The sequence below is a fragment of the Saccharopolyspora sp. NPDC000995 genome (assembly GCF_053599315.1).
The window spans coordinates 1-26,026 of record NZ_JBSFLZ010000106.1 but is presented as its reverse complement, the minus strand read 5'-3'; the positions used below and the strand labels follow the sequence as shown (position 1 = coordinate 26,026).

Here is a 26,026-nt window from a genome sequence, read left to right as displayed (position 1 = left end):
CTTCGTGTGGACCAAAACCGCCGACGAGATCCTGGACAACCTCGCCAACTACTGCACACGAATTAACCAACTGACCAACGACTCAGAACACTAGGTCAGATCGCTGCGTTCAGACCCCGGGCGACGCTGGCGCGCAAGTTCAGTGCGGGCGGTCACGAGGTTGAGGTCGCGAACTCCCGGGGTCCCGAGACCATCGGTGCCGACGTGCTGGAGTTCGGGGCGCGCGCGGTGACGGCTGCCGATGCCGTACGGGGCAAGGATGTGGTCATCCTGTCTGTCCCCTTCCTCGTGGGGGTCGATGGCTCCCCGGCCAGCCAGGCTGCGTTGCAGTTCGCCTTCGCCGCTGCAGCCCAGCGCAAGACCGAGCTGGTCGCAATGCGGGTGTGGCACGAGGAGGGCTTGCTCGCCGCAACCGTACCTGCGGCCGATCGGGAGCAAATCCGACCAGCAGTAGCCCACGGCCTCTTGCGACGAAGAGGCTCGCCCATCCCTGCAGGTTCACCAGCGTCCCGTTGGCGGGCCGATGTGGCTGTGTCGTTGCACGGAGGCGGGCTGCTCTGCCCGCACCGCCGCAACCCGCCTCACCAGGCTGCCCTGGCCGCTGCTGCCCGTCGGAGTGACATTCCACCGGGTGCTGCTATTGGCTTCGGTCGGGCTCACCGCAGTGCTCGGAGATCGTGGTGCGAGCACAGCGTTCCAGTCGGATGGCGGCATCCCAGTCCGCGCCTGTCGGGTAGATCGGTTCGCCGATGGTCACGTGGACAGCGCCATGATGAACGAAACGGTGCTGACCGGGCGGGTAGATGTCGCGGGTACCGTGAATCGCTACCGGGACCACGGGCCGCCCGCTGCGTGCGGCGATGACGAAGGCGCCCATGTGAAACGGTCGCAAGCCCGGGACCGGGGACAACCCGCCCTCGGCGAAGATGATGAGTCGTTGGCCTTCCCTTGCCGCGCGGGTCAGGCGGTCGGTGTCGGCCACGCCCTGCTCGCGGTCGGGCCGCTCAACGAACAGGGTCCCCACACGTCGCAGCAGAAGCCCGATCATCGGTTTGGTGGCGAAAACTTCGCCCGCGACGAACGTGTACCGGCCTGGCAATGCCGCGATGAGTGCGATGCCGTCAAGATAGCTGGGGTGGTTGGCGACTACGACACAAGCGGGCGTGCATACGAGTTGGTCGGCGTGGGCCACGATCAGCCGCGTACCGGTAAGGTGCGCCAGGCTTCGGGCGGCCCGGCGGGCGATCAGCGGTGCGGCCTTGGGGAACAGAGCCGCCGCGAGCAGCGTCGGCCCACCGACGGCGACCGCCAGGAACCAGCACCAGACCGTGAAGGCCGCACCACCCGCCTTCCGCCCTGCCCGGCGGAACCTGGCCGTTGTCGCCTCCGCACGAAAGCAGGCCCACTGCCACCACAGTGGACGGACTGGCGCGCCTAATTCTCCCCGCTCGTAGGATTGACGGCTGGCGGCGCGGCGGATCTTTCCGCTGGAGGTCTTGGGCACTGTGCCAGGTGGCGCGAGGACAATATCATCGGGTGCCGCGTCGAGAAGATCAATCGTCGTGGCAGCGATGCGTTCGCGCAGCCGGCCGAGTTCCGCCTTCTCTGTCTGGCGGGTCTCGGCGAGCACAACGAGCCGCTCGGTGTTGCCGGTATGTCTGGTGCTGGCGAACACCGCGACGCAGCCCTTGCGGATTCCGGGGAGGTCACCAACGGCTGCCTCCAGTTCTTCGGGGTGCAGGTTGCGTCCGGCCCGGATGATGAGGTCCTTAACCCGGCCGGTGACATAGAGTTCGCCGGCGTCGAGGTATCCGAGATCACCGGTGTCCAGCCAGCCTCGACGCACCAGGGCCTTGGTTTCGCGCGGATTGTGGAAATAACCCTGGGTCGCTGATGGCCCCCGGAACTCGATGCGGCCCTCGCGCCGGTCGCCGAGCTCGTTGCCTGCGGTGTCGACAACCCGGATGTCGTGGCCCACGATCGGCACGCCGCAGGCCACGAACCGCAGCGCATCGGGATCGTCCGCAGCGGCCCGCAATGCCCGTCCCGAACGCGCGAACTCCTCTCTGACGACCCGATCCACGACCGGTCCACGCTGCATCGGCGGGAACGTAAGACCCACGCATGACTCGGCGAGCCCATACACAGGAGTCAACGCCTGCCGACGGAACCCGTAAGGCCGGAAACGCTCCGCGAACCGCGTCAGGGTGTCCGCGTGCACCGTCTCGGCGCCGTTGAACGCCACCCGCCACGAGCTGAGATCCAGTCCTTCCAACTCGGATTCCTCGATCTTGCGCAGGCACAGCTCGTAAGCGAAATTCGGTCCCGCAGAAAGCGTTCCTCGGTGCGTGTGGATGGCCTGCAACCACCGAGAGGGCCGGGACAGAAAGGTCGACGGCGGCATCACCACCAGCGGAAGTCCAAAGTAGAGGCTGGACAGCCAGGCCCCGATCAAACCCATGTCGTGATACAGCGGAAGCCAACTGACGAACACATCAGCGGTAGACACCTGCGTGGCCTGAGCCATCGCCCGGATATTGGACAGCAGGTTGGCATGGGTGAGCACCACCCCCTTGGGGTTGCCGGTACTGCCTGAGGTGTACTGCAACAACGCCACATCGGCAGCGTCCCGCCCGACTTCGTTGGCCGCACCGTCCTCCGCCAGCTCGACGGGCGTGACGACATGCCGCAGCGAGGCGACCTGGCCCCGCACCAGCCGCCCAAGCCGGGCAGTCCCGGGGTCGGTCACCAGCAAGGTCGCCCGGGCATTGTCGAGGATGGCCACCTGCCGACGCAGGTGGTCGGCCAGCTGCGACCGCCGCATCGGAGGGTAGATGGGCACCGGCACCCCACCGGCCAGGAGCACCCCGGCGAAGCTGGCGAAGTAGTCCCGCCCCGTGGGAAGCATGAGCGCCACCGCATCACCGAGACGAAGCTCCCGGGCCTGCAAGCCCGCAGCCACACGAGCAGCGCTGCGTTGCAGATCGCGGTAGCTGAGTACCTCGGCGGCCTCCTCGTGGACGATCCGCATGTGCTGCCGGTCCGGGTGAGCACCGACGTGCCAGGCCAGCGCCTCGGTCACGGTGGCGATCGTGTCAGGAATCCGTTCAGCTGGGGGCGGCAGCGCATACCGCCCCTGCCGCAAGTGAAGGACACCCGTCTGCGGGGCGCTCCGAATGGTCCGAAGGAGATCGCGAGGTGTCTCGATGACGCCGAGCGTGCCCACCGGCAGGCTGACGCCGAAGACGCCTTCGACGCGGGACAACAGCTCAGCGAGCGCGAGGCTGTCGAGCCCAAGCTCACGGTCAAAACCGCTGTCCAGCGTCGCCGCCGCAGCAGCGTCGGCGGAGCGACGCTCGACCACCATTTCGCGAACCACAGCCAGTAGCAACTCCCCCTCGCCCGGAGCAACTGCCGGTTCGGCTTGCCTCATCGCGGTCCTTCTCGTCGCTGTCGTGCGGGTCGTCAGGTCATTTAGAGGAGCCGACGCAGCGTTATAGGCGGCAGCTAGCCGGGGATGCGAGTGAGCGGCGGGCACTCCCATCTGGCGTCGATTACTTCGGTGTGGGGCCGGTACATCCGGAGGACTGGGAACCAGGTGCCCGTTTTGGGGATGGGCAGCCAGTTGGTGTCCGTCATCCCGCCAGGCGGCTCGGGCTGCAGGTGGAGCGTCAGGTCACCGTCCGAGTCGATGCTCAGCCCTGGGGTCCGGTCGCCGATTGAGTAGCGGTCGGCCTTGTTGGGCACGAGGTTCATGTCCTCTCCGTAGACCGTCACCGACCAGAACGCGTCCACCGGAGGCAGGTGGTCCTTGTCGAAGTGGAGCTCGTAGCGTCCGCCGCCGGTGAGTTTGTTGCCCTCGGCGTCTTCGAAGTTGACCAGGTAGACGGCCTCGGCAGGATCGTTGGCGGTGATGCCGATCAAGGACTGGTCGGCTGCACGCTTGAGGAAGTCGTCGCCGAAGCGGCCCATCTGCGGTGGCGGATAGCGCCATCCGTTGACGAAGTGCGCCCAGTCCCCGCTGAAGATCTGCTGCTCCAGCATCGGACCTCCCACGGCGGCGGCACGAATCAACCCGTCCTTGACCGCCTGCGGCTGTTCCTCCACGTCCAGGCCGGGCCCCACGCCGATTTCCGCGAACTGCCTGAGCAGGACCTCGTGGTGAACCGGTGGAGGATTTTCGGCGAGCATCGCGTTGAGCGTCTTCCACGGCCCCAGGGGATCTTCTGACGCTTCAATCGGTTTGAGCACGTCACGCCGTTGCGGAACTCTTGGGCGCTGCTTGCCGAACTGGCTGAGCGGAACCAGGCGGTACTGCCGCTGGAGCGCTCGAACATGTGGCAGGTCTTCCTTTCCGCTCACCAGTGTCCGGCCGAGAACGAGGATCCACGGGCTCGTAGCGCTCTGCAGGCGCCGCACCTCGCGGGGGAGGTCACCGTCCCAGCCAGGCCCCACCAGAGCGAAATGGCCGGCACGCGGTCCGGTGGTGCGCTGGCCGACGTAATCGAAGTTGTCCGAGGTGATACTGACGAGCTCGAAGGTGAAGTACCGGTCGCCCATGCCGGGATGGGAAAGGATGACCGGTTCCCGGCTCAGGTCGACCCACGCCTCTGAGTAGAGGGTGTCGTTGTTGGGGCAACCGCCGTCGCGATAGGTTGCGTCGATGAGCCGCTGGGCGTGCCAGAAGTGGTTGACCGGTGCATACGGAACAACGGCAGGATCTCGTTCCTGCGTCACCCAGTTGTATCGGATCCGGGCGTTGTAGATGTAGGGAAAGCCGTAGACGAAGGCTTGTTCCCCGAGAGTGTAGGCGTACTCGCGACGCCAGTCGTCGATGTGGCCCGTCATGATCGGCGCTACCGTCCGCCAGAGCGTCGGTAGTTCCCTCGGCAGGCGGACTGCTTGATCGATCACTGCTTTGGGATGCGTGATCGCGTGTGCGGCGGCCCGGCCGGCGGCATTGGCCGCACGCGTCACAGCAGCCGTCGCACCGACCGGATTACCGGGTATGCGCTCCCACACGTGCTGCTTCGCAGCAGACATCAGGTCCCCCTCCACATCGTTTCCGCTAACGACGGCGCCCCTCGCCGGTAGCAAAGAAGAACGAGCCCCAACCCGCTCCCGGCACCAGCCAGCAGCGTGCGCCGCACAATTGGCCGCCAACAAGGGCCGAAGGGCCACGACTGCTCAAGCATCGGCCCGCTGTCCTTTCGGCTAGTGCCACAAGGCCTGTGCAGCCGCTGATCGCCTCACTGCGCCCGGGCAACTGGGATCCTTGACGTGATCAGCACGCTCAGCAGGCCAGCCTCGGCGAGGTCGGCACCGCCGAAGAAGACCTGCAACGCAATGGCGCCTTGTAGCGCCAGAAAGCCCACCCCGGATACCCGACGGCCGGGACACTCAAAGACAAGCCGAGATAGTCCAGCACCCAGCTCAGCACCGCGAGCATGGTGATGACCACCCACGGGGCCGCTGGGGTGAAGCAACCGCATCCGTTCCGACACTCGTCGCACGTCGCGCCGGGATCGGTCGCCCAGGCAGTCGGCACGTTCGGCAGAAGGCCGGGCTTGCGAGGCAGATCCCAAGCTGGTCGGCGGCGCGACACGGACTTGAGCGGCTGTTCGCTCATCCTTTGACAACGCCGAGTGGGACCAGCCGCGCCACCGGTTTGGCCAGCCTCGCTTCATGACAGGCACGCACTACTTCGTCGATGTCTTTGTAGGATTCCGGCGCTTCTTCCACGAGTCCCCGGGTCGAGGCACCCCGGACGAGGATGCCGGCGGCGGCCATCTCGCTACTGAGTTTTTCGATGGGGACGTGGCGTGCGGCAGCGTGCCTGCTAAGCACTCGGCCGGCCCCGTGACAGGCGGAATGGAAAGCCGGACTCGCCTCGACACCCACCAGCACATACGACGCGGTGCCCATCGACCCGGGAACCAGCACTGGCTGACCGTACGGTGCGAGGTCAGCAGGCAGTTCCGGGTGGTGTGGTGGGAATGCTCGGGTGGCGCCCTTGCGGTGCACGCACAAGGTCCGCAGTTGACTGTCGACCGGATGTGTCTCGATCTTCGCGAGATTGTGCGAGACGTCGTAGAGCAGCGCCAACTCGCCGAGCCCGGCCGCGGCGAACGCCCCTCTGATCGCATGGGTGAGCGCCTGCCGGTTGGCCATCCCGTAGTTGGCCGCTGCGGCCATGGCGGCCAGGTAACTTTCTCCTTCCGGAGACCGCACTGGGACGCACGCGAGTTGGCGGTCGGGAACGTCGATGTCATAGCGGTGCATCGCGACTTCCATCAGTCGGACGTAATCGGTGCATACCTGATGTCCTAGGCCTCGTGAACCGCAGTGCACCAGGACGCACACGGAACCGGTGCGCAAGCCGAACGCCTCGGCGGTCGTCGGGTCCAGGACGTGGTCCACGGCTTGGACCTCGGCGAAGTGGTTGCCGGACCCGAGACTGCCGACCTGCCGCGCGCCACGCTCCCGAGCGCGCGTACCGACCTTCTCGAGGCCGGCGCCGGGCATCGTGCCGCCGCTCTCGCAACGCCTAAGATCATCCGGAATCCCCATGCCACGGGCTACCAGGTGCGCGGCGCCGGCCACCAAGATGTCATCGAGTTCGTCGGCGCTGCACCGGGGTAGCACGCCACCAGGCCCTGTGCCACGTGGGATCACCCGTCCCAATGCGTTCATCAGTTCGCCGAGTTCACCGCGCAGGTCGTTCCTGTCGATCCGCGAGACCAGAAGGCGGACGCCGCACGAGATGTCGAAGCCCACTCCGCCCGGGGAAACGACGCCCTCGTCTTCGATGTCGGTTGCCGCAACGCCACCGATCGGGAAGCCGTATCCCCAATGCACGTCCGGCATGGCGTATGAGGCGTCCACAATCCCCGGCAGGCACGCCACATTCACCACTTGGTCCAGGGCTCGATCGCCGACGGCAGCGGGCAGCAATGCCCTGGTCGCGAACACCACGCCCGGCACTCGCATCTGCCCGTGACGCGGCACCAGCCACCGGCACCGGCCTTGCAAAACAAGCTCCACCAACGCCATTCACTCCGATCGGATTCTGCGGGAACGACCCGAACCGGGATTCGACTTGGACGTCATAGGGGCCGTTGCTGCCCGGGGAACCACCAGTCCGGTGGCGGGGGTCTGGTGTCGGGCTCCCATGTGAGGTCGGCCCCTGCGGGCAGCGCGGCGGTGAGGCTGTGGTCGGTCAGTACGCGGGCGATGTCCGAGGGACAGATGATGCCGCGGAGTTCGCCCGCGCTGCAGACGAGGATCCGGCCTCGGCTGGCTTGTGTCATGCGAGGCAACACGAGCGCCAAAGGTTCCCCCGGCCCGGCCACTGCGATCTTCTCCACCGGGCAGACCACCTGTCCCAGCGTGGTCCCGCCGCGAGCCTCCACCGGCACGGCGCGAAGGTGCTGGAGGGTCACCAGCCCGCGCAGCTGTCCGTGCTCGTCGAACACCGGATACGTCGAGTGTCGATGAGACTCGACGGCATCGCGGAAGAACCCTTCCACCGACTGCCTGGCCTCCACGGTCTCGACGGGGCTGGACATCACGTCCCCGACCGAGATCCCGGCCAGAGCCACGCCGATGCGGGCCTGGCGTTCCTCAGCGGAAGCCATGTTGACGATGAAAAGGCCCATCAGCACCAACCACAGCCCGCCGGTGCTGCGCCCCAGCACCTCGGCGAGGCCCGCGACGATCAACAGGAACCCGAATCCGCGTCCCGCCCACGACGACCACACCGCCGCCCGGAACCGATCACCACTCAACGCCCACAACGCCGACCGCAACACCCGGCCGCCGTCCAGCGGTGCCGCGGGCACCAGGTTGAACACCGCCACTACGGCGTTGAGCACCGCCAGATAGCCGAGCACGGCCACGATCAACTCATCGGCACCCAGCCGAATCGCCATCCAATCGCCCGCGCCGAACACCAGCGCGAGCACCGCGCTGGACATCGGACCGACGACCGCGATGCGGAAGTCGGCTCCAGCAGTGCGAGCCTCGCCCCGAAGCCGCGCCACCCCACCCAGCAACCACAAGGTGATGCCCTCCACCACAACACCGTTGCGTCGGGCGATGACCGAATGTGCGAGCTCGTGCAGCAGCACCGAACACACCAACAGCACCGCGGAGACGATCCCGGCGAGCGCGTAAGCAAGTGGCGCGTGTCCGGGAAAGGCGACCGGTAGCCAATACACTCCCAGGCCGACGGCCACCAGTGCGACGATGCCGACCACGCTCCAGTGCAAGCCGATCCGCACCCCGGCGAACCGTCCCAACGGAATCGTGTCCCTCATCGCTGTCACCCCGCCTTTTATCCGCGGAGCACCGCGACGGTGCAGTGCGCGGCGTGCACCACAGCGTGGCTGACCGACCCCAGCACAGCCCGGCGGATCGGGCCCCGGCCACGGCTGCCGACAACCAGTAATCCTGCGTCCTGCGAAGCCTCGACGAGCGCTTGCGCCGGACGCTGCACTGTGACCACCTTGCGCACCGCGACATCGGGATAGCGTTCCGCGCACCCCGCCAGAGAGCGCGACAACAGCTCCGAGGCTTCCCGCTGTGCCTCATCATGATCCAGATCCCAATCCGGAACGTGATCCAGCGGCAGGTCGCTCCAGGCGTGCACAGCGACCAATCGACAACGGTGCCGGGAAGCGAAATCGAATGCGAAGTCGACCGCGCGCACACTGATCGGTGAGCCGTCCACGCCCACGACGACCTGCGGGGCTTCCCGCCTGGCCTGGTCACCGCTGCGGGTGATGATCACCGGGGCACCTGTCGGGCGGGTGAGCAACTCGGCCGCTGTCGAGCCGACCAAGACCAGATCCGGGCTGCCGATGCCCGAGGAACCCACCACCAGCAACTCGGCGTGCTCGGATTCCCGGGTCAGCACCTCGACCGGTTCGCCGGAGAGCACTTCGGTCCCTATCTCCAACTCGGGCGCGATCTGGAGACACTGTTGCACGACCGCATTCAACTCCCGGCGCATGGCCTGCTGAAGCGGCTCGTAGGGCTCTGCTTTGCCTGACCGGCGAAAACGGGTGAGTTCCAGCAACGGCCGGGGGAACACGTGCACGAGCAGCAGCGGTCGATGCCTGCTGGCGGCTTCCCGAGCGGCCCACCTCGCGGCGTGCCGGGATGATTCCGAAGCATCAAGCCCCACAAGGACCTCATGACCAACTTCCGACACCGGATCGGCCTCCCCGATCAACCACGACGCAATGAGCAGAAGAGCCATTAACTGGCGATTCCCCTGCGCTCGGGTGCGCGGATCGTTGCGCCTTAGGCCCCGCGCCCGACTGCCGCGAGATGGCTGGCGAACCAGTCGCGGGCGAGTTCCGCAGCCTCGTCCAGAGTCCCTTCCTCTTCGAACAGGTGGGTCGCTCCCGGCACGACCGCCAGGCGGTTTTCACACCGCAACAGGGTTTGTGCTTGCTGGTTGAGCCCGAGCACCGCGTCATCCCGGCTGCCCACGATCAGCAGCGTCGGTGCCTGCACCGCGGCCAGCCGCTCAGCAGCCAGGTCCGGTCGGCCGCCGCGGGAGACCACAGCATTCACCAGGTCCGCTGCCTCGGCAGCCGCCCACAGCGCCGCCGCGGCACCGGTGCTCGCGCCGAAGTACCCGACGCCGAGGTGTCGGGCTTCCGGCTGGGGGTTCAGCCACCTGGTGACCTCGACCAGCCGAGACGCCAGCAGTTCGACGTCGAAGACGTTCCTGCGATCGAACTCCTCGGCCCCGGCGAGCAGGTCGAACAGCAACGTCCCCAACCCTGCGCGGTTGAGCTTCCGTGCCACGTAGCGGTTGCGGGGGCTGTGCCTGCTGCTGCCGCTGCCGTGCGCGAACACCACGATCCCCTGGGCTCGCTCGGGCACGCTCAGATGTCCCGCCAGCCGCACCGGACCGACCGCGACCTCGACCTCTTCATCCCGCAACCACGCATCGGGATCGCCTGCTGTGGTTGGTGCCGCAGTGGGCGCGGGATGGGCCTGCGCGGCCCGGTCGAGCAAGTCGACCACTTCCGCGTCCGAGGTTTGGCTGAAGTCCGCGTACCACTGGCCGATCGCCCAGAACCCCTCAGGTGTTTCCTGACATACCAAGTCGTCCACGGATTCCCGCAGCCTCTCCAGCGCACTGCGCGGGGCTACCGGCACCGCCAAAACCACCCGCGCCGCGCCCTGCGCGCGGGCCACGCGGCAGGCCACCGCCGCGGTGGAGCCGGTCGCGATCCCGTCGTCGACGATGAGCGCCGTCCGCCCTGACAGCTCCGCCCGCGCACGACCGTCCCGGAACCGCTGGGCCCGTCGGTCCAGCTCGACGCGCTCTTGTTGTTCTACCTCTGCCAGCTCGTCGGGCCGGACGCCGGTTCGCCACATCACTTCGTCGTTGATGATGCGGACATCGCCCTCCCCGATCGCCCCCATCCCCAGCTCGGGGTGGAAGGGGACACCGAGTTTGCGGACGACGATCACGTCCAGCGGGGCGTCCAGTGCCCGGGCTACCTCGAACGCGACCGGAACACCGCCCCGCGGCAACCCCAGCACCACGACGTCCTCGTCGCGCAGGTGCTGCAACTGCTCGGCCAGCTGCCACCCTGCATCTCTGCGGTCACCGAATGGCATGCCGTCACCTCCCACGGCTCCCCGCCCAGTGTTGGCCTGCGGGCATCGCGCACGCAGTGGCCCAACGTCCCTTTCCGCGCGCGGACGGCGTCCGCTGGGCATGCGCATCCGCATGGCTACTGGCAACGTCGTACACGGTCCAGCGGATCTGCAACAGCGGCCGGTTACCACCGACGGCGGCGTCGTAGCGGTGGCGCGTCGGACGGATGCGAACGATCAACGCGCCACTGAGGAAACGAGGTGGAACATGGCAAAACCGAGCAGGCCCGTGCTCGTCGGGGTGGATGCCTTCCCGTCGTCATTGGAAGCCGCGCTGTGGGCTGTGACGGAGGCCGCGCTGCGCCAGGCGGACATGCAACTCGTGGTCGTCAACGACGACCCGACCCTGGAAGAGGATCTCCGGCAGCGGCTGCAGGACGTGGCTGGCCGGTGCCGCGAGCACCGTCCGCAAGTGGCCGTCTCCGAGCATCTCTGCCGGGGCCGTCCCGCTGCGGAACTCATCCGGCGCTCCAGCGAAGCGCAACTGCTGGTGACCGGATCCCGCGGGCGGGAGGAACCGGCCGGATGGCTGGGCTCGGTGAGCACCGCGGTCGCCACTCGCGCCTACTGCCCGGTCACAGTGGTACACGGGCCCCACACCGAGTTCACCAGCGGTCCGATCGTCGTCGGTTACGACGACTCTCAGCACAGCGCTACGGCCCTACGGTTCGCCCTCGAGGCCGCGATCTTGCACCACACCGACGTGCTGGCCATCCTCGTCCTACGCGACATCCGGAACGAATACCCCTGGACGGAGCAGTCCATCATCGACATCGACTGGAAACGCTGGCACGACGAAGCGCTGGCACACCTCGGCAGGCAACTCACCGAACGAGCCGAGGAATATCCGGAGGTCAGCGCCCGGGCAGAAGTGCGGCGCGGCTACCCGATCGAGGAACTGGCCGAGGCCGGCAGCACCGCCCGAATGCTGGTCGTCGGCCACCGCGGCACCGGCGGTGCCCCCGGTCTGCTGCTGGGATCTGTCGCCTCCGGTGTACTCCACCACGCACCCTGCCCTGTCACCGTTATCCACTGAGCCCGCCTAACCGAGATCAGGTAACGGCGCTACCTACGTCGAGTGCAGCACGAGCGCGGAACTGTCCACCGGTGTGAAGCCAAGGATCTGGCCGTAAAAGGCCATTTCGGCGTCCAGTGCGCGGCTGATGGAATCAGCCCGCCGGAAATGATGTCCCTCGCCGGAAAAGACGAGACGGGCATGCGCGACACCGTTGCGTCGCAGGGCTTCGTCCAGCAGTCAGCTCTGCGACGGGGGAACGACCTCGTCGCGGGTGCCGTGGAGCATGAGCACCAGACGACAAATGCTCCGCAGCCACGACGGGTCTCGTTGCAGGGTCGAATCGGCCGCCAGCGCTCGCAGGTGGTCGGCCATCCTGCGCCTTCCCTGCTCGGCGAGCAGTGGAAGGTCGGCCACACCGGCGTAGATCGTGCCGCCCGCGCAGAGATTCGTGTGCGCCAGGACCCCGAGCGCAGTAGTACCCCCAACACCGGCCCCGCGCACGAGCTACCGCGCCGGGTCCGCACCGTGCTGCTGGGCCAGTTCTCGGCCGACAACGACACAATCCTCGACGTCGGCGACGCCCCCCCGTCCGTAGATCTGCTCGCGGTAGCCGCGCCCGAATCCCGACATGCCCCGGCAGACGATGTCGGCGACGCCGACACCGCGGCTGGTGAAGAACTGGACGAACGGATCGAACATCCGCGTCGCGTGGTCGGCGGGCCAATCCCGCAGGAACAGCGCGTAGGGAGCCCGCTCGTTAGCAGGTGCGCGCAGGACGGCCGATTGTGGACCCGGCTGCGGCGAATGAAAGTGGACCCACCCCTGTGGTTGTTGATGTTTAGTCGTTGGTTTTGGTGGCTGCGGGGACGCGGCCGAGGTCTCGGTCTTTGAGTCGGTAGCTGTCTCCTTTCAGGGAGATTACTTCGGCGTGGTGGACGAGACGGTCGATCATGGCTGCGGCGACGACGTCGCCTTCGAAGACCTCGCCCCAGCGGCCGAAGGGTTTGTTGCTGGTGACGATCAGGCTGGCTCGTTCGCCGAAAGCCCTGGCCAGACCGAACTCGGCGTCGGGCAGCGCCCACTTCCGAGGGTGGTGGCCTTCGCCCCTGGACGGGCCATCTAGCCGCTGGCGACGGTGCGGGAGTGCAGTAGCAGCGAACCAAGAAGGGGGCTGCCGCTTACCGTCGTCTGGCCGCCGGGCGCCAAGCGCAGCGGCCAACGACACAGCTCTTCACATACCAGCGCCGACCGCTGATCTTCCGAACCACTCGCAAACGCTGCACGGGGGATCCTCATGAAAACCACACGACACCCACCGCCAGCCGAGCGCGTCGAACCTCCCGAACCTGACCACGGTGCGGATCTGGTGGCCAAGTACCTCTCCCAGATCGCTGCTATCCCGCTCTTGACCGCAGGTGAGGAGGTCGCGCTGGCCAAACGCATCGAGGCCGGCGTGTACGCCGCGCACCTGCTCACAGAGCACGAAGCAGTCGGCGGCAGGCCACACGACCGGCGTGCCCTGGAGACCATCGCCGAAGACGGGCAACGCGCCAAGGACCAGCTGATCCGCGCCAACCTGCGCCTGGTCGCCGCCGAGGCGAAGAGGCACGCGCGGCAGAGCATGCCGTATCTCGATGTGGTGCAGGAGGGAAACCTGGGCCTCATGCATGCGGTCGAGAAATTCGACTACACCAAGGGGTACAAGTTCTCCACCTATGCGATGTGGTGGATCCGGCAAAGCATCCGGCGGGGCATGGCACAGCGCGCCAGAGCGATCCGGCTCCCCAACAGACAGGTGGAGGAACTGACCCGGCTCGCGCGTTGCGAGGAGCACCTCCGCGCGCGCCTCGGCGAAGAACCATCGGTCGACGAACTGGCCCAGGCCGCTGGGATCACCGCAGCCAAGGTCACCGAACTCCGCGCACTCGCCCACATCTCGCTCAGCCTGGACACCCCGGTCGGTGACGACGGCGAAGCCACCGTCGGCGACCTGATCCCGGACACCGACGTGCTCCAGGCGCTCGACGTCGTCGAATACCACGAACTCGCAAGGGAAATACGCATCCTCGTCGACACCTTGCCGCCTCGCGAATCCCTCATCCTGAGTTTGCGGTACGGCCTGCAGACCGGGCAGCCGGCCACCGTCCAAGAAGTTGCCGCCCGAGTGGGTCTGAGCGCCGACCGGGTTCGCCAACTGGAGAAGCAGGCGCTGAAGGAGTTGCGTGATCCGGAACGAGTCGAACCGGCGTTGTCCTCGGTGAGCTGAACACCGCGGTCGCAAGCGTCACGGGCCGATCGACCACGAACACATCGGAAACGCTCACGAGAAACGTGGAGGACGCGATGCGTTGAGAACGGCAACATCGACATGACCACCCGCACCGCGACGACGACCTGCCTTAACCGAAACCCACCGGCCAGCAGCGGCGGGAGGAACTGGAGGATGAAACAGAATCCATACTGGATGAAATCGACGACGTCCTCGAAGAAAACACCGAAGCATTCGTCCGTTCCTACGTCCAGAAGGGCGGCCAGTAGCCGGCTCCTTGACCAACCGGGCAACGGGGTTTGTCAGCGGCCCTCATCGTGCTCCTGCGCACGCATGCGCTCGGACAGCAGGTCGAGGAACCAATCCATGGCCTCTTCAACGAGAACAGCTTCGGCGGCATCTCCGGACGCGAGTGCCATATTACGAACGCGGTACGCCTCGGCGATGTGGGCGCACAACTTCTCATTCGTCAACTCCCATGGCACCCGAGGATCGCCCACACCCACCACCTGAATCCGGAGCACCAAGCTGGCAACCCGTGCCTGAACGCAAGCATCCCGTCGTTCCACTTGGAGACTTCTCGACGATCTCCGCCCAACGGCGCGGTGCAGCAGAGGCCATCGGCCCTCCGCCAGCTGTCTGCCCGCCCCTGATGACCGGTGCGTGACCGCGATACGAACGCACGGAAGCCCACGGTGGGCTGCGGGAAGAAAGTCGATGTGGCGGGGGGAACGGCTGTCAACCGCTGCCCGCTGTGCGGCTGGCAGGCCCCTTCGTCGGCTGGATGACATGCGCCCGGCTGCGGGAAACCCTGAATGCCTTGGGGAACCTCACCGACCTCGGTGTGAGGACAGCGGAAGCGCCGGGCTCGCACCGGGGTCAGGCATTGGCGGTAGCCGATCCGCTCGACCATGACGACCGTCTTCTCGCCGTTGGCTGTGGCGATCACCTGGGAATTGGTTCGTAGGCGCTGCTTCCACGCCTCCGCGACGTCTCTGCGCAAGTGCAGACTGTCGATCCCAGGGTGATGCTGCTCAAGATCAGCCCAGAACCGTTGCGCCAGGTAGTAAGCGAGGTTCTTCAGGCTGGTGTAGTCCATTGTGGTGGTCGTCGTCGCCGAGGTGGTCGGGATGGGTCATGATCCAGCGGGCGACGCGGCGGCGTTTCGGCGTGGCCGGTAGCGGGGGTGGCGAGGCCCTGCGGGGTGGCGCCGGACTGGCCGCTCGTAGTGGTTGCAGGTGGCGGTAGACGGTTCGCACGCTCCCGCGGGACCATCTCCAAGCGCGTCATCGGCGACGAACCGGACCTCTGCCACTCCTGCTACCTCGGCCCGGATACGGTTTGCGCCAGTTGCGGCCGGGCAAGGCCGAGCCGCCAGCGTGGTGCCGACGCGGTCGGGCTCTGCCATGCCTGCAAGCCCAAGGTGATCGAGAACTGCTGCCGATACCAAAGGCCTAAACCTGTTCACGGCCGCTGGCCCCTCGGACCGCTCTGCGCGACCTGCTACAGCAAAATCTTTGACACTCCAAAGGAATGTGCTCGTTGCGGCGAGGTTCGGTCCTGTCCTCCCGCGATGAGGACAACGCAGCGATCTGCGGCCCATGCGCCGGCGTCGACCCCGACCCCCGCTGCGCAGCTTGCGGGCGCCCTGGTCGGCACTACGCACCCGGCAAGTGCGCGCACTGCGTCTCGACGACCGGCAGCGCGACCTGCTGTCCGGTCCCGATGGCGTGGTCCCGGCGCGCGTGGACCCGGTGATCGAAACCATCGCGGCCGGAACACCCTGCGGGTGAACACCTACCGGGCGATCTCGCCGACGTTGCCACGGCAGGGGCTTCGGAGCAACGGGGTGCGAGCGGGGCACCGAGACCATTGCACCCAAGTTGGCTTCCTCCGGCGGGCGACGACCTCCCGCGCCTACCCCCGGGCGAAGACGCTCCCTTCGCCCGAGCCGTCGGCACGTTGCGACAGGGGTTGACGACCCTCGATGCAGCACACATACTGATTTCCTCGAACAAACAGATTGTTCACTAGAGGTTGCTGAGCCGGCTTGTTTCTTCCCGGCGCTCCGATCCTCGTTGCAGCCACAGGAGGACACCATGGCGCAGGCGCAGCGCCCGCTAGCCGATCGACACCGGCAGCCCAAACGAGTCGTCATTTCGAGTCTGATCGGCACCACGATCGAGTGGTACGAGTTCTTCATCTACGGGATCGCCGCGGCACTGATCTTCGATAAATTGTTCTTCCCCAACCACGATCCAGCGGTCGGGACCGTGCTGTCACTGTCTACTTTCTCCATCGCGTTTGTGGCCCGGCCGGTCGGGGCGGCAGTGTTCGGTCACTTCGGCGACCGCATCGGACGCAAGACGCTCCTCGTGGTGACGCTGACGTTGATGGGTGGCGCCACGTGCATGATCGGCCTGCTACCCACCTACGAAAAGGTAGGCACGCTTGCGCCCATCCTGCTTGTGATCCTCCGCTTCGTCCAGGGCTTCTCACTCGGCGGGGAGTACAGCGGTGCGGTCCTGATGAGCGTCGAGCACGCGCCCACCACGCGCCGCGGATTCATCAGCTCCATCGTCAACACCGGCTCTGCCTGGGGCTTGATGCTCGCCAACCTCGTGTTCCTGGGACTCGCCAACATGTCTGAGCAGGATTTCGAGTCGTACGGGTGGCGCATCCCATTCCTCATCAGCGGCTTACTTGTGGTGTTCGGCCTCATCATCCGGATCAGTCTCGACGAGAGCCCAGAGTTCACGCAGGTCAAGGACACCGGCCAGGTTGCAAGGTTGCCGATCGCCGCCGTCCTGACTACTCATGCGCGCCTTGTGGTGCTCATGGCGCTGTCCTACTTATCGATCGGCACGGTCTTCTACGTGGTTACGATCTTCTCGATCTCCTACAGCACCGAGGAGCTCCACCTCGACAAGAGCCTCGTTCTCCGTGCCATCCTGGTGGCGACGATCACCGCGACCGTCGGGATTCCTTTCTTCGGCTGGCTCTCCGACAAAGTTGGGCGAAAGGCGCTGTTCCTGGCAGGCGTTGTGGGCATGGGCGCGCTTCCTTGGCTGTGGTTCCCTATGATCGGGTCCGGAAGCACCGCGCTCTTGTTCGCCAGCTTCATCATGCTGTTCATCCCCTATTGCGCCAACTACGGCGCCATGCCCGCCTTCTACTCGCTGATCTTTCCGACCAGGGTTCGCTACACGGGTCTGGCCGTCGGATACACGCTCGGCACCCTGGCGACGTCACAGGCGCCCCTGCTCGCTGTCTACCTGCACGGGCGGAGCGGGAGCTGGGTCTCCATCGCGCTCCTCATGACCGGAGCCAGTGTGGTTTCGTTCCTCGCCGCCTTGTTCATGTCTGAGTCGAAGGCCGGCTCGGACACCAGCCTGCAGCGTGAGGCGGTGACGACGTGACACCGCCAAAGCGATCCGAGGCCAGCCGCCCGCGCCTCCTTCAACGCGTGGAGGACAAGCGGTGACGCGATCGCCCTGTACGCTGCAAGCGATCGGTTCGTTCGTCATTGGTCGAGAGGCAATCACAGCCATGTCTGCGGTCTCGGAAGAGGGCCTGGCTCTCGGCAAGCGGCTTCGGGAGTTTCGCCGACTTCGCAAGGTGACCGTTCGGCAGCTCGGTGCACATGCCGGAGTTAGCCCGGCCTTCATCAGCCAGATCGAGAACGGCCGGGCCAACGCCAGCATTGAGATCCTCCGGAAGCTCTCGGGCGCGCTAGGTGTCTCCTTCGGGGACCTGTTCACCACGGCGACGACCACAGGCCTGGTTCTTCGTCGTGCGGACCGTCCGACGCTGTGGACCGAGCAGGGCGTCCGGAACTACCAGATCACCCGACCTCCACTCGCCGAGGTGGAAGTAACCGTCACCGAGTACGAGCCGGGCGCCGGAAGCGGCGGCGACGACTACACACACGGGGACTCACACGAAGTCGTGGTCATCCTCCGCGGCCGGTTCGAGTTCCGGCTCGGCGGGCAGGACTTCGTACTCGACGAGGGCGACAGCCTGGAGTACCGAACGTCGACTCCCCACCGAATCACCAACATCGGCGACGTACCCGGCGAGGCGCTCTGGGTGGTCAGCCCGCCCTCGCTCAGCTAGCAGACCCGACCCACGCCACAGCCCTACTGGCGGCGTGGTCCGTTCAACACACTCACCACTTCACCGGTTCCTGCGGCGAACCGCAGCTGCCGCATCCCCGCTGGTTCGATGACGACCGCTCCCGACTCCACATGGAAGAAAAGACCAGCTATGCCTGTGCGCAACGACGCCCTGAAGCTCCGCAACGTCGACTTGTTCGATCCAACGCCTCAGGGGCGAACCGACCTGTACCTCTTCGACAGCAAAATCCTCTCGATCGGTGAGGAGCCGGTCATTCCCGGAGTCGAGTTCCGTGAGATCGATGGGACCGGGATGTTCGCCGTGCCCGGTTTCATCGACTCCCATTTGCATTTCACAGGGGCGGGGAGTATCGGCGCCGGCCCGATTTCTCGCGAACCCGACTTCAGCTTCAGCGAAGTGGTCGGGTCCGGCATTACAACGGCCGTCGGCTGCCCTGGTGCCGACTACCTGTCACGGTCGATGACAAACCTCTTCCAAAAGGCGCGCAGCCTGGAGGCGGAAGGGCTGAGCACCTACTTCTGGTCCAGTGGGTACAGCAACCCGTCCATCACTCTCTCCCAGTCGCTGTCCATGGACATGCTTCTCTTCGAGAAGGCGCTTGGCGCCAAGATCGCGATCTCCGACTTCATGGCGCCGCCGTGGTCCCCCGACCAGCTCCATCATCTGGTCTGGCAGGTTCTCAGCGGTGCACAGATGGCGGGTAAGCACGGCGTCATCCACGTCCACGCTGGAGTACTGCCCGCGGGCATCAGTGTCGTCCGGGAGGTCGTTGCCAGGTACGAATTCGGCGATGACGCGCACTGGTCAGCGATGCACGGTGGTGGAGGCTCGGTCGCGTCACACTTCCAGATCACGCATGTCAACTGGACCGATCGACTCCTCGAAGAGGCGACCCAGTTCGCCTTGCAGGGGGCCGTGGCCGATGTGACCAGCGGGCTCTCGCCCAAGCATGGATGCGAGGGCTCAGTGCTTCCCTCGGCGGCGGTAGTGCAGATGCTCAGGGCCGGGGTATCGCCCGCAAGCATCACGGTGAGCTCCGATTCAGGCGGCAACATCGCCCACCAACACGGCAACAGCGATCTGGATCTCATCCGGCTGCGGCCGCCCATGATCCTGGAGGTCTTCCAGGAGCTGGCTCGACGAGACGACGTGGACATCGAGACGGCTGCACGGGTCACATCGACAAGCGTCGCCGATCTGCACCGCTGGTCCCACAAGGGGCGCCTCACCCCGGGAGCGGATGCCGACGTCCTTCTGTTCTCCGAGATCGACGCCGACCTTGCCCACGTCGTGCTCGCCGGCGAGCACGTGATCGACCATGGCCACTTGCTCCGTCTCGGCGTGATGGAGCGCTGAGCCGTGCCACCCCTGGACCAGGACGCCCACGACGAGGTGGCCATGAACGCAAACGGGACGACTGAGCGAGCCACTCGCACCGAACACGATCTCCTCGGGACCCGCGAGGTGCCCGCCGACGCGTACTGGGGCATCCATACGCTTCGGGCCTTCGAGAACTTCGGAATCACGGGTCAATCGCTCGCTACGCATCCAGACCTGGTGTCTGCACTGGCACTCGTCAAACAGGCCGCTGCGGCCACCAACGGGCAGTTGCGGCTGCTGGAGCGACGTCGAGCGGCTGCCATTACGGGGGCGTGCGAAGAGATTCGATCCGGGTCGCTGCACGAAGCGTTCGTGGTCGACGTCATCCAAGGCGGCGCAGGTACGTCCACGAACATGAACGTGAACGAGGTCGTCGCCAACCGCGCGCTCGAAATGCTCGGGCACGCCAAGGGTGAGTACGAGCACGTCCATCCGTTCGAGCACGTCAATCTAGGGCAGAGCACCAACGACGTGTACCCAACCGCGGTGCGGCTCGCCGTGCACGCGGCTACCGAGCGGCTCGTCGGCGCTGTGGATGCCCTCTACAGGGCATTCCAGGCGAAGGCTCAAGAGTTCGCCCATACCGTGAAGATCGGCCGAACCCAACTCCAGGAGGCCGTGCCCATGACGCTGGGCCAGGAGTTCGGGGCATACGCGGACACCCTAGCCGCAGAGATCGACAGACTCCGGGACGCCCAGACGCTGCTGCGTCAGATCAACCTCGGCGCCACCGCAATCGGAACCTCGATCAACACCCACCCGCGATATGTGCAACTCGTGGCCGAGGAGCTGAGCGGTCTGGCCGGCCTCAGTCTCGTGACGGCACCGAACCTGATCGAGGCGACCCAGGACGCCAGCGCCTTTGTGCACGTCTCCGGCGCTCTACGAGGGCTCGCTGTGAAGCTCTCCAAGATCGCAAACGATCTACGGCTCCTATCCTCAGGGCCAGTCTCGGGCTTCGCCGAGCTGCGGCTGCCGGCGGTCCAGGCGGGTTCGAGCATCATGCCCGGGAAGGTGAACCCCGTCATCCCGGAGACGGTCAATCAGGTGGCGTTCGAAACCATCGGCCACGACATCACGGTCACCATGGCTGCCGAGGCAGGTCAACTCCAGCTCAACGCGTTCGAGCCGATCATCGCGCATTGCCTCCTGACCAGCGCCCGCCACCTCACGGCCAGTTGTACGGCCTTCGCGGAGCGATGCGTCTTCGGGATCGCAGCGAACACCGACCAGCTCCGGGCGACCGTTCGAGGCTCGATCGGACTCGCCACGGCACTGACTCCGGTGATCGGCTACCACGCGGCAAGCCAGGTCACGAAGCTCGCGCTTGAGACCGGGGTGAGCGTCGCTGACCTCGTGCGGAGCCAAGGACTCATCGACGAGGAGCGGCTCTCCACCCTGCTCACGCCGGAGTCACTGACCGGATCTGTCGAGGGACATTTGGCCTAGACTACAACCGCCGGACCGCCAACTCCTACGAAAGCGCCCCACTGGGAGTTGTGGGGAACATCGGCCCGCTTCATGGCTGTGATCACCTTGTCGTTCCGGGAATTCCTTCGGAATAGGTGGCGCTTGCAACCACTGTCGGCAAAGACGCCCGCCGGTATCCGACGAGCTCCGCGACCTGATCATCCGGCCCGGCACCGACAACCCCCTGGGGGTTCCGACGCGTACCGCGAACTACGCCGGCTGGGATAAAAAGTCAGCGCAGCCACCGTCCGCCGCGCCCTGCAAGCCACCAGGTTCCGTCCCAGACAACCTCGACAGACAGCGCGCCACAAATGGACCACGTTCCTCAAAGCCCAGGCAAACGGTCTTCTCGCCACGGACTTCTTTCACATCGACACCATCGGGCTGCAGCGGCTCTACGCCCTGTTCGTCATGGAAGTCCGCACCCGCACCGTTCACATCCTCGGCGTCACCACCCACCCCACCGCCGCCTGGACCACGCAACACGCCCGGCAGCTGCTGTGGCAGCCCGGCGACCGCGCCGCCACATGTACGTACCTCATCCGCGACCGCGACGCGAAGTTCACCGACGCCTTCGACACAATCCTCGCCAGCAAAGGCATCGCGGTCACGAAGACCCCGCCGCGCAGCCCCAACTGCAACCCGCACGCGCAACGATTCACACGCTTTGTTCGCGAAGAGTGCACCAACCGAGTGCTGATCTTCGACAGAGGTCACGCGAAGAAGATCCGCCAGGAATACGCCTGCCACTGCAACACCCATCGGCCCCACCCAGCCCGCGACCAGCGGGCACCCCTCGACGACCCGAACGTCATACCCCTGCCGACAGCTCGGATCGAACGCCGACAAGCCGTGGCGGGACTCATCAACGAGTACCGCCAAGCAGCCTGACGGCCCGACGAAACCCCAACTCACAACCAGCGAACCCTATTTGAAGCACTACGGGCAGCCATCTCGAGACCGGCGCCGAGGCACCAGCCGGGGATTCGGGCCATCACCGGGGCTGGGAAGTTCCGCACCGCTTCGCACATCCCCCGCAGGCCGTCGATGAACGTCGCGGCACTGCGACGGTCCAGTGTGGACATCTCGTTGATGTCGGCACCACCGATGAAGGCGCGGTCATCGGTTCCGCGCGGCACCAGCACCCGCACTTCCGGGCGTACGGCCAGCGCGTCGATGGCCGCGGTCACGTCCTTGATGACCGGGGTGCCGACGATGTTGAGCACCTTCGCGTTCCTGATCGTGCCCATGGCGATGCCGTCCGCGTCCAGCTCGGCGACCGCGTGCTCGGTGCTGGCGGTTTCCGCCAATGCGACTCCCGTTAGCCGACCTAAAGACATCGGCGGACCCCAACCCGCCGAATCGCCCATGGCCAGCCTCCGCCGAGCACGAGCCATGCGCACCATCGTCAAGTTTCCGGCGCTTTCCGTAGCAATTGCGTCAAGACCCCTGGGCACGGGTTCCTGGCGAGCATTGACTGGAGTGGTAACCGCCTGCGGACGAAGGCAGGGGGCGTGGCGATGCGTGGTTTCCAGAATTGTGGCCCGGCGCGGCGGTCCGTGGCAGGGCCCGCGACGTCGTCGGCGGTGGGTTACTTCGTCGTAGCGGTCGGGACGGTGCCTGCCAGCGTGGCTGCTTGGTGGTCGGGCGAGCCGGTGGCCGGGCTGGTCGTGCTCAGCCTCGTCGTCGGAGGGTATGCCGCCGCGATCCGCAATGCCCTGGGTGCATTGGTCATCTCGGTGTTGGGCTGGATGTTCCTGAACGGCTTCGTGGTTCACGCTCGCGGGGATCTCGCATGGGAAGGCGGCAGCGACGCCGTACGGCTGGGCACGCTCGCGGGTGCCTCGCTCATCGGCGTCCTCTGCGGTTGGGTCGCGGTCCGAGCTCGCGAGCGGTCGACGGTCTCGATGTCGATTCCCACCGCTCGTCCTGCGCCCCGAGCCGAGCTGGTCGTGCCGTCGAACGGACACCGACCCGGTGCGGGAGGCGAGCGAGCTGGGGGCGGCCCGCGGCGACCGCTGCGCACATCCGGTTGAGTCAAGCGATGAAGGGGGACGTCATGGCCGATCTGGCATTCGTGACGTTGACCCCCGGGTGTTGGCCAACGTGACCAGCAGCGGGGCGTAGCCCCAGATCCCCTTATAGGAGATGTCCATGCCCTGCTTGAGTTCGCCCGTGGTGGGCACGATCGTGCCGTCCACATCGACGTAGGCAGTCTCGCCGAGCAAGTCGGCGCCCCGCCGCCGCCACAGCATCGGCCGCACCGAGTTGATCGCGTCCATCAGCGTGAGCAGGTCAGCCTCGGTGAAGCGGCGCAGGAAGTCCCCCGCCGTCGTCGGGTCCGGGATCAGCCTGGCACCCAGCCCGTTCATGTACGGCACATCGCCTGCGGAGACGGTCGATATCTTCCAGCCGCCTGCCGCCGGTGAGCACATTGTAGGCAAGGTTGAGCACGTGATCAGACTCGCGATACGGCAAGTGGATCTTCAACAACTCCAGGTCAGCGTCAATCTTCTTTGCCAGACCGAGCCTGGTAACCAGGCGATGCATCGCGAAGATCCCACCGAACGCGGTCGCCTCGACGTGTCCGCCGATCTCATAGTTGATCTTCCCCGAGGTGAACATGGGCCCGGACTGCTCACCCCAGCGCCCCGCCAGCCGGTGCCGGGCCTCCACCTTCCGCCGCCGCCGTGCCGAGTTCCGCCGACTCTGCTCATGCGATATCTTCTTCACCACAAGGGCCTTTCCGGCTGGGCTGCGTTGGCGCGCAAAACCCAGACAGGATAAGGCCCTTAATCTATCCACGGGCAGAACTGCCCCCAGACACGCTTACTGGAGTACTAGACGTTTCCACCCCGGTTGAGCCAGCAGCGGACGGATCCGCCGTCGTAGACGACGACGTAGTCGGACTTACCGTCGCCGCTGATGTCGCGGAAGGTCGATTCGTCGCCGGAATACCCGGTCTCGTTGGCGAAGTTCCGGTATTCGGTGAATCCGCCTTCGCCTCGGCCGCCGTTGTTGATGTAGGCGTGCACGGCCCCCTTGGGGCCGACCATGAGGTAATCGGCCTTGCGGCCACCGTTGACGTCGGCCAGCCGCAGCTTCTCCCGGGATCCGTAGGGAACGCCGGGCGCCCAGTTCCGGTGTTCCTCCCAGCGCCGACCGTCGTCGGTCAAAAGGTTGTAGTAGGCGTGCACGGACCCGTCCTCGCCGACCCGCAGGTAGTCATCGCGGCCATCGCCGTTGACGTCCGCGAACCGGATGGCCTCCGGCGGAACGTCGTCGAGTGCCAGGTCGATCCCACCGGGGCCGAACCACGTGATCTTCCCATCGTGCACACCCATGTTGAGAGCGATCGAAGCCTCCTCGCTGGACCCGCCGGGCGGGGTCTGGACGAAATCGTCGTCCCGATCCCCGTCCAGGTCAGCGAAGTGCACGTCCCAGCCCGGATGCCACGCCTGGTCGAAAGCGTCCGGGGGATCGGTCTTCACCTCCACCCAACGCGGGTTGCCGGGCGCGTCGCCCGGGCGGTTCAACGCGATGCGCAACGTTTGCGACGCCTCGTTGATACGCACGTAGTCGTCCCGGCCATCACCGTCGAAGTCCGCGAGATCGGTACGCCCATCCGGATGATCCATACCCGGAGCCACCACACCCAACGCGCGCCAGCCCGGACCGATGCCGTTGTCACCGTCACCCGGGTCGGGCGATTCGCACTTGGTCGGCTCCCGGTTCGGGTTGGGCTTCTCGATCCATCCCCGGTCAGCGGCCTCCACAACACCGTCGTAGAAGTCCCCGCCGAGCTTGGCGTAGCCGTGGTCGTTGGGGTGCGAGTCGTTCTGCAGGCCATCGTCGACCTCGACGTCATCGGTGTCCACCAGAAGGACGTGCTTGCCCCGCTTCTGGAAGTCGGCCACGATCCCCGGTAGCTCCGCGTTGAAGGCGTCGATGCGCGGCTGCATGCCCGCCTTCGCGGTCGGGATGACCTTCGCGACCACCACCGCGGCCTTCGGAGAATCCTCCAACGCCTGCTCGATCAGGTCCTTCATGCGCTGCGGAGCCGAGGAAAGCTTGTACTCCTGGTCGAAATCGTTGGTCCCGGCATGCAGCGTGATCACGTTCGGCTGGTACTGGGGAACAGTGCAGTCGGCGATCGACGCGATCTCGTCAATGCGCCAGCCCGGATGGCCCTCGTTGTCCGGGTCCGGCATCGTCCCCGCCCGCGACGAGCCGACGAAGTCCACCTGATCCGGACCGAACCTGGTCTTCAGCTCGTCGTTGAGCTCATCGCGATAGCCGTTGTTGTCCGAACTCTCCCGGCCGGCGGTGATCGAATCGCCCAGCGGCATCGCCCGGATCTCCAGCTCGTTCTGACCGTCCCCGACCTTCTCGAACCGCCACGGATGCACCCCGGGCTTCATCCGGACGGTGTCGAGAAACACCTCGTCGTCATGAGCGGGCCCGAGACTCACAGCCTCGTTGGAGTAGGGGTCGAGAATGTGTCCGTCGCTGAACGACCAATCTGAACTCTTGTCATCAACGTCGCAGGAACCGAAGCCCACCGACACGCGCCCCGCACGATAGAGGCAGCCCTTCTCCATCTTGAGCTTGAAGGTGCCCGAGTTCTTCCCGAGCACTACTTGAAACGACTCCTCGGGCCAATCACCTTGACTCGGGGCAAAATGGGGAACATCGGTGTTGTTGTCCGTCCTCACCAATTGCCGCTCCGACCCGTCTTTCCCGATCGAGAAGAGCCGGTAGCTGTAGCCGGGGGTCAGTCCTCCGCATCCTTCCGAGCTCGACGCAGCAGCCTCGCCCGATCGACCACACAAGAGCGTCATTACTATCAGAATCGAGATATGATCAGAAATAGCCCTGCCGCGGCCGAAGAAGAAGTTCCAGAGGGTCGCATCGCTGTAGAAGGCGAAGTCCAGCTCACGGTCCACACTTCTTCCGATATGAGTGGGCTCTCCAGCCCTCTTTGTCAGGATGAGATGAGACACCTGGTGTGAGTACCGGGTACCAGAGCGAGGGCGGGATCGGAGATCCTGATAGCCGTGTCCACTTCA

The 26,026-nt window shown here is 66.0% G+C and carries 21 protein-coding genes and 3 pseudogenes; 10 read left to right on the top strand and 14 right to left on the bottom strand.

Going from position 1 to position 26,026, the window contains the following annotated elements:
- Positions 1-99 precede the first annotated feature (99 nt).
- Positions 100-381 (top strand): annotated as a pseudogene (locus ACWDKQ_RS27255) (NAD(P)-binding domain-containing protein); the annotation flags it as partial.
- Between the two features lie 256 nt (positions 382-637).
- On the opposite strand, the gene ACWDKQ_RS27250 reads toward ACWDKQ_RS27255, so the two are convergent.
- The 7 genes from ACWDKQ_RS27250 to ACWDKQ_RS27220 all read right to left on the bottom strand — a co-directional run bounded on the left by ACWDKQ_RS27250 (position 638) and on the right by ACWDKQ_RS27220 (position 10,644).
- Complete coding sequence (locus tag ACWDKQ_RS27250; protein WP_450141617.1) at positions 638-3,433, bottom strand: AMP-binding protein; 2,796 nt, start codon at positions 3,431-3,433, stop codon at positions 638-640.
- Positions 3,434-3,507: 74 nt separating this feature from the next.
- Positions 3,508-5,043, bottom strand: coding sequence for a DUF1254 domain-containing protein (locus ACWDKQ_RS27245; RefSeq protein ID WP_450141616.1), 1,536 nt, complete (start codon positions 5,041-5,043; stop codon positions 3,508-3,510).
- A 206-nt stretch (positions 5,044-5,249) separates the two neighbouring features.
- Positions 5,250-5,375 carry a hypothetical protein gene (locus tag ACWDKQ_RS27240; RefSeq protein WP_450141615.1) on the bottom strand — a complete coding sequence of 42 codons (126 nt, stop codon included), beginning with the start codon at positions 5,373-5,375 and terminating at the stop codon, positions 5,250-5,252.
- Between the two features lie 250 nt (positions 5,376-5,625).
- Positions 5,626-7,053: an RtcB family protein gene (locus ACWDKQ_RS27235; protein WP_450141614.1), complete on the bottom strand. Its 1,428-nt coding sequence runs from the start codon at positions 7,051-7,053 to the stop codon at positions 5,626-5,628.
- A 53-nt stretch (positions 7,054-7,106) separates the two neighbouring features.
- Positions 7,107-8,318 (bottom strand): site-2 protease family protein, encoded by a 1,212-nt coding sequence (locus ACWDKQ_RS27230; RefSeq protein WP_450141613.1) that lies wholly within the window; start codon positions 8,316-8,318, stop codon positions 7,107-7,109.
- Positions 8,319-8,335: 17 nt separating this feature from the next.
- On the bottom strand, positions 8,336-9,214 hold the full coding sequence (locus ACWDKQ_RS27225; protein ID WP_450141612.1) for a universal stress protein: 879 nt from the start codon (positions 9,212-9,214) through the stop codon (positions 8,336-8,338).
- Between the two features lie 92 nt (positions 9,215-9,306).
- Entirely contained in the window at positions 9,307-10,644 is a 1,338-nt protein-coding gene (locus ACWDKQ_RS27220; RefSeq protein ID WP_450141611.1) for a phosphoribosyltransferase family protein, read from the bottom strand.
- A gap of 247 nt (positions 10,645-10,891) precedes the next feature.
- Between ACWDKQ_RS27220 and ACWDKQ_RS27215 the strand changes: the two genes are divergently transcribed.
- The gene (locus ACWDKQ_RS27215) at positions 10,892-11,719 is read left to right on the top strand and encodes a universal stress protein (RefSeq protein WP_450141610.1); all 828 of its coding nucleotides are present in this window, start codon (positions 10,892-10,894) and stop codon (positions 11,717-11,719) included.
- Positions 11,720-11,938: 219 nt separating this feature from the next.
- On the opposite strand, the gene ACWDKQ_RS27210 is transcribed toward ACWDKQ_RS27215, so the two are convergent.
- The 3 genes and pseudogenes from ACWDKQ_RS27210 to ACWDKQ_RS27200 all read right to left on the bottom strand — a co-directional run.
- Positions 11,939-12,202 (bottom strand): alpha/beta hydrolase family protein, encoded by a 264-nt coding sequence (locus ACWDKQ_RS27210; RefSeq protein ID WP_450141609.1) that lies wholly within the window; start codon positions 12,200-12,202, stop codon positions 11,939-11,941.
- Between the two features lie 3 nt (positions 12,203-12,205).
- Positions 12,206-12,400, bottom strand: a complete 195-nt coding sequence (locus ACWDKQ_RS27205; protein ID WP_450141608.1) for a prolyl oligopeptidase family serine peptidase — start codon at positions 12,398-12,400, stop codon at positions 12,206-12,208.
- A 139-nt stretch (positions 12,401-12,539) separates the two neighbouring features.
- Positions 12,540-12,740, bottom strand: a pseudogene (locus ACWDKQ_RS27200) (ATP-binding protein); the annotation flags it as partial.
- Positions 12,741-12,995: 255 nt separating this feature from the next.
- On the opposite strand from ACWDKQ_RS27200, the gene ACWDKQ_RS27195 reads away from it, so the two are divergent.
- Both ACWDKQ_RS27195 and ACWDKQ_RS27190 read left to right on the top strand, forming a co-directional pair.
- Complete coding sequence (locus ACWDKQ_RS27195; protein ID WP_450141607.1) at positions 12,996-13,967, top strand: sigma-70 family RNA polymerase sigma factor; 972 nt, start codon at positions 12,996-12,998, stop codon at positions 13,965-13,967.
- Positions 13,968-14,110: 143 nt separating this feature from the next.
- Positions 14,111-14,239, top strand: a pseudogene (locus ACWDKQ_RS27190) (ubiquitin-like protein Pup); the annotation flags it as partial.
- Between the two features lie 33 nt (positions 14,240-14,272).
- Here ACWDKQ_RS27190 and ACWDKQ_RS27185 read toward each other — a convergent pair.
- On the bottom strand, positions 14,273-14,443 hold the full coding sequence (locus tag ACWDKQ_RS27185; protein ID WP_450141606.1) for a hypothetical protein: 171 nt from the start codon (positions 14,441-14,443) through the stop codon (positions 14,273-14,275).
- 1,626 nt (positions 14,444-16,069) lie between these two features.
- On the opposite strand from ACWDKQ_RS27185, the gene ACWDKQ_RS27180 reads away from it, so the two are divergent.
- The 5 genes from ACWDKQ_RS27180 (at position 16,070) to ACWDKQ_RS27160 (ending at position 21,848) form a co-directional block, all read left to right on the top strand.
- Positions 16,070-17,389, top strand: a complete 1,320-nt coding sequence (locus tag ACWDKQ_RS27180; protein ID WP_450141605.1) for an MFS transporter — start codon at positions 16,070-16,072, stop codon at positions 17,387-17,389.
- Between the two features lie 130 nt (positions 17,390-17,519).
- Positions 17,520-18,086: a helix-turn-helix domain-containing protein gene (locus tag ACWDKQ_RS27175; RefSeq protein WP_450141604.1), complete on the top strand. Its 567-nt coding sequence runs from the start codon at positions 17,520-17,522 to the stop codon at positions 18,084-18,086.
- A 150-nt stretch (positions 18,087-18,236) separates the two neighbouring features.
- Positions 18,237-19,463, top strand: coding sequence for an amidohydrolase family protein (locus tag ACWDKQ_RS27170; RefSeq protein WP_450141603.1), 1,227 nt, complete (start codon positions 18,237-18,239; stop codon positions 19,461-19,463).
- 42 nt (positions 19,464-19,505) lie between these two features.
- The gene (locus tag ACWDKQ_RS27165; protein ID WP_450141618.1) at positions 19,506-20,936 is read left to right on the top strand and encodes an aspartate ammonia-lyase; all 1,431 of its coding nucleotides are present in this window, start codon (positions 19,506-19,508) and stop codon (positions 20,934-20,936) included.
- A 432-nt stretch (positions 20,937-21,368) separates the two neighbouring features.
- On the top strand, positions 21,369-21,848 hold the full coding sequence (locus ACWDKQ_RS27160; RefSeq protein WP_450141602.1) for an integrase core domain-containing protein: 480 nt from the start codon (positions 21,369-21,371) through the stop codon (positions 21,846-21,848).
- Between the two features lie 20 nt (positions 21,849-21,868).
- On the opposite strand, the gene ACWDKQ_RS27155 is transcribed toward ACWDKQ_RS27160, so the two are convergent.
- Positions 21,869-22,267: an enoyl-CoA hydratase-related protein gene (locus ACWDKQ_RS27155; RefSeq protein WP_450141601.1), complete on the bottom strand. Its 399-nt coding sequence runs from the start codon at positions 22,265-22,267 to the stop codon at positions 21,869-21,871.
- Positions 22,268-22,543: 276 nt separating this feature from the next.
- On the opposite strand from ACWDKQ_RS27155, the gene ACWDKQ_RS27150 reads away from it, so the two are divergent.
- Entirely contained in the window at positions 22,544-22,993 is a 450-nt protein-coding gene (locus ACWDKQ_RS27150; protein WP_450141600.1) for a hypothetical protein, read from the top strand.
- Between the two features lie 21 nt (positions 22,994-23,014).
- Here the strand turns inward: ACWDKQ_RS27150 and ACWDKQ_RS27145 are convergent, their stop codons facing one another.
- Both ACWDKQ_RS27145 and ACWDKQ_RS27140 read right to left on the bottom strand, forming a co-directional pair.
- The gene (locus ACWDKQ_RS27145; protein WP_450141599.1) at positions 23,015-23,329 is read right to left on the bottom strand and encodes a hypothetical protein; all 315 of its coding nucleotides are present in this window, start codon (positions 23,327-23,329) and stop codon (positions 23,015-23,017) included.
- A gap of 468 nt (positions 23,330-23,797) precedes the next feature.
- A complete protein-coding gene (locus ACWDKQ_RS27140) occupies positions 23,798-25,594 on the bottom strand; it encodes an SGNH/GDSL hydrolase family protein (RefSeq protein WP_450141598.1) in 1,797 nt (598 codons plus the stop codon).
- Positions 25,595-26,026 lie beyond the last annotated feature (432 nt).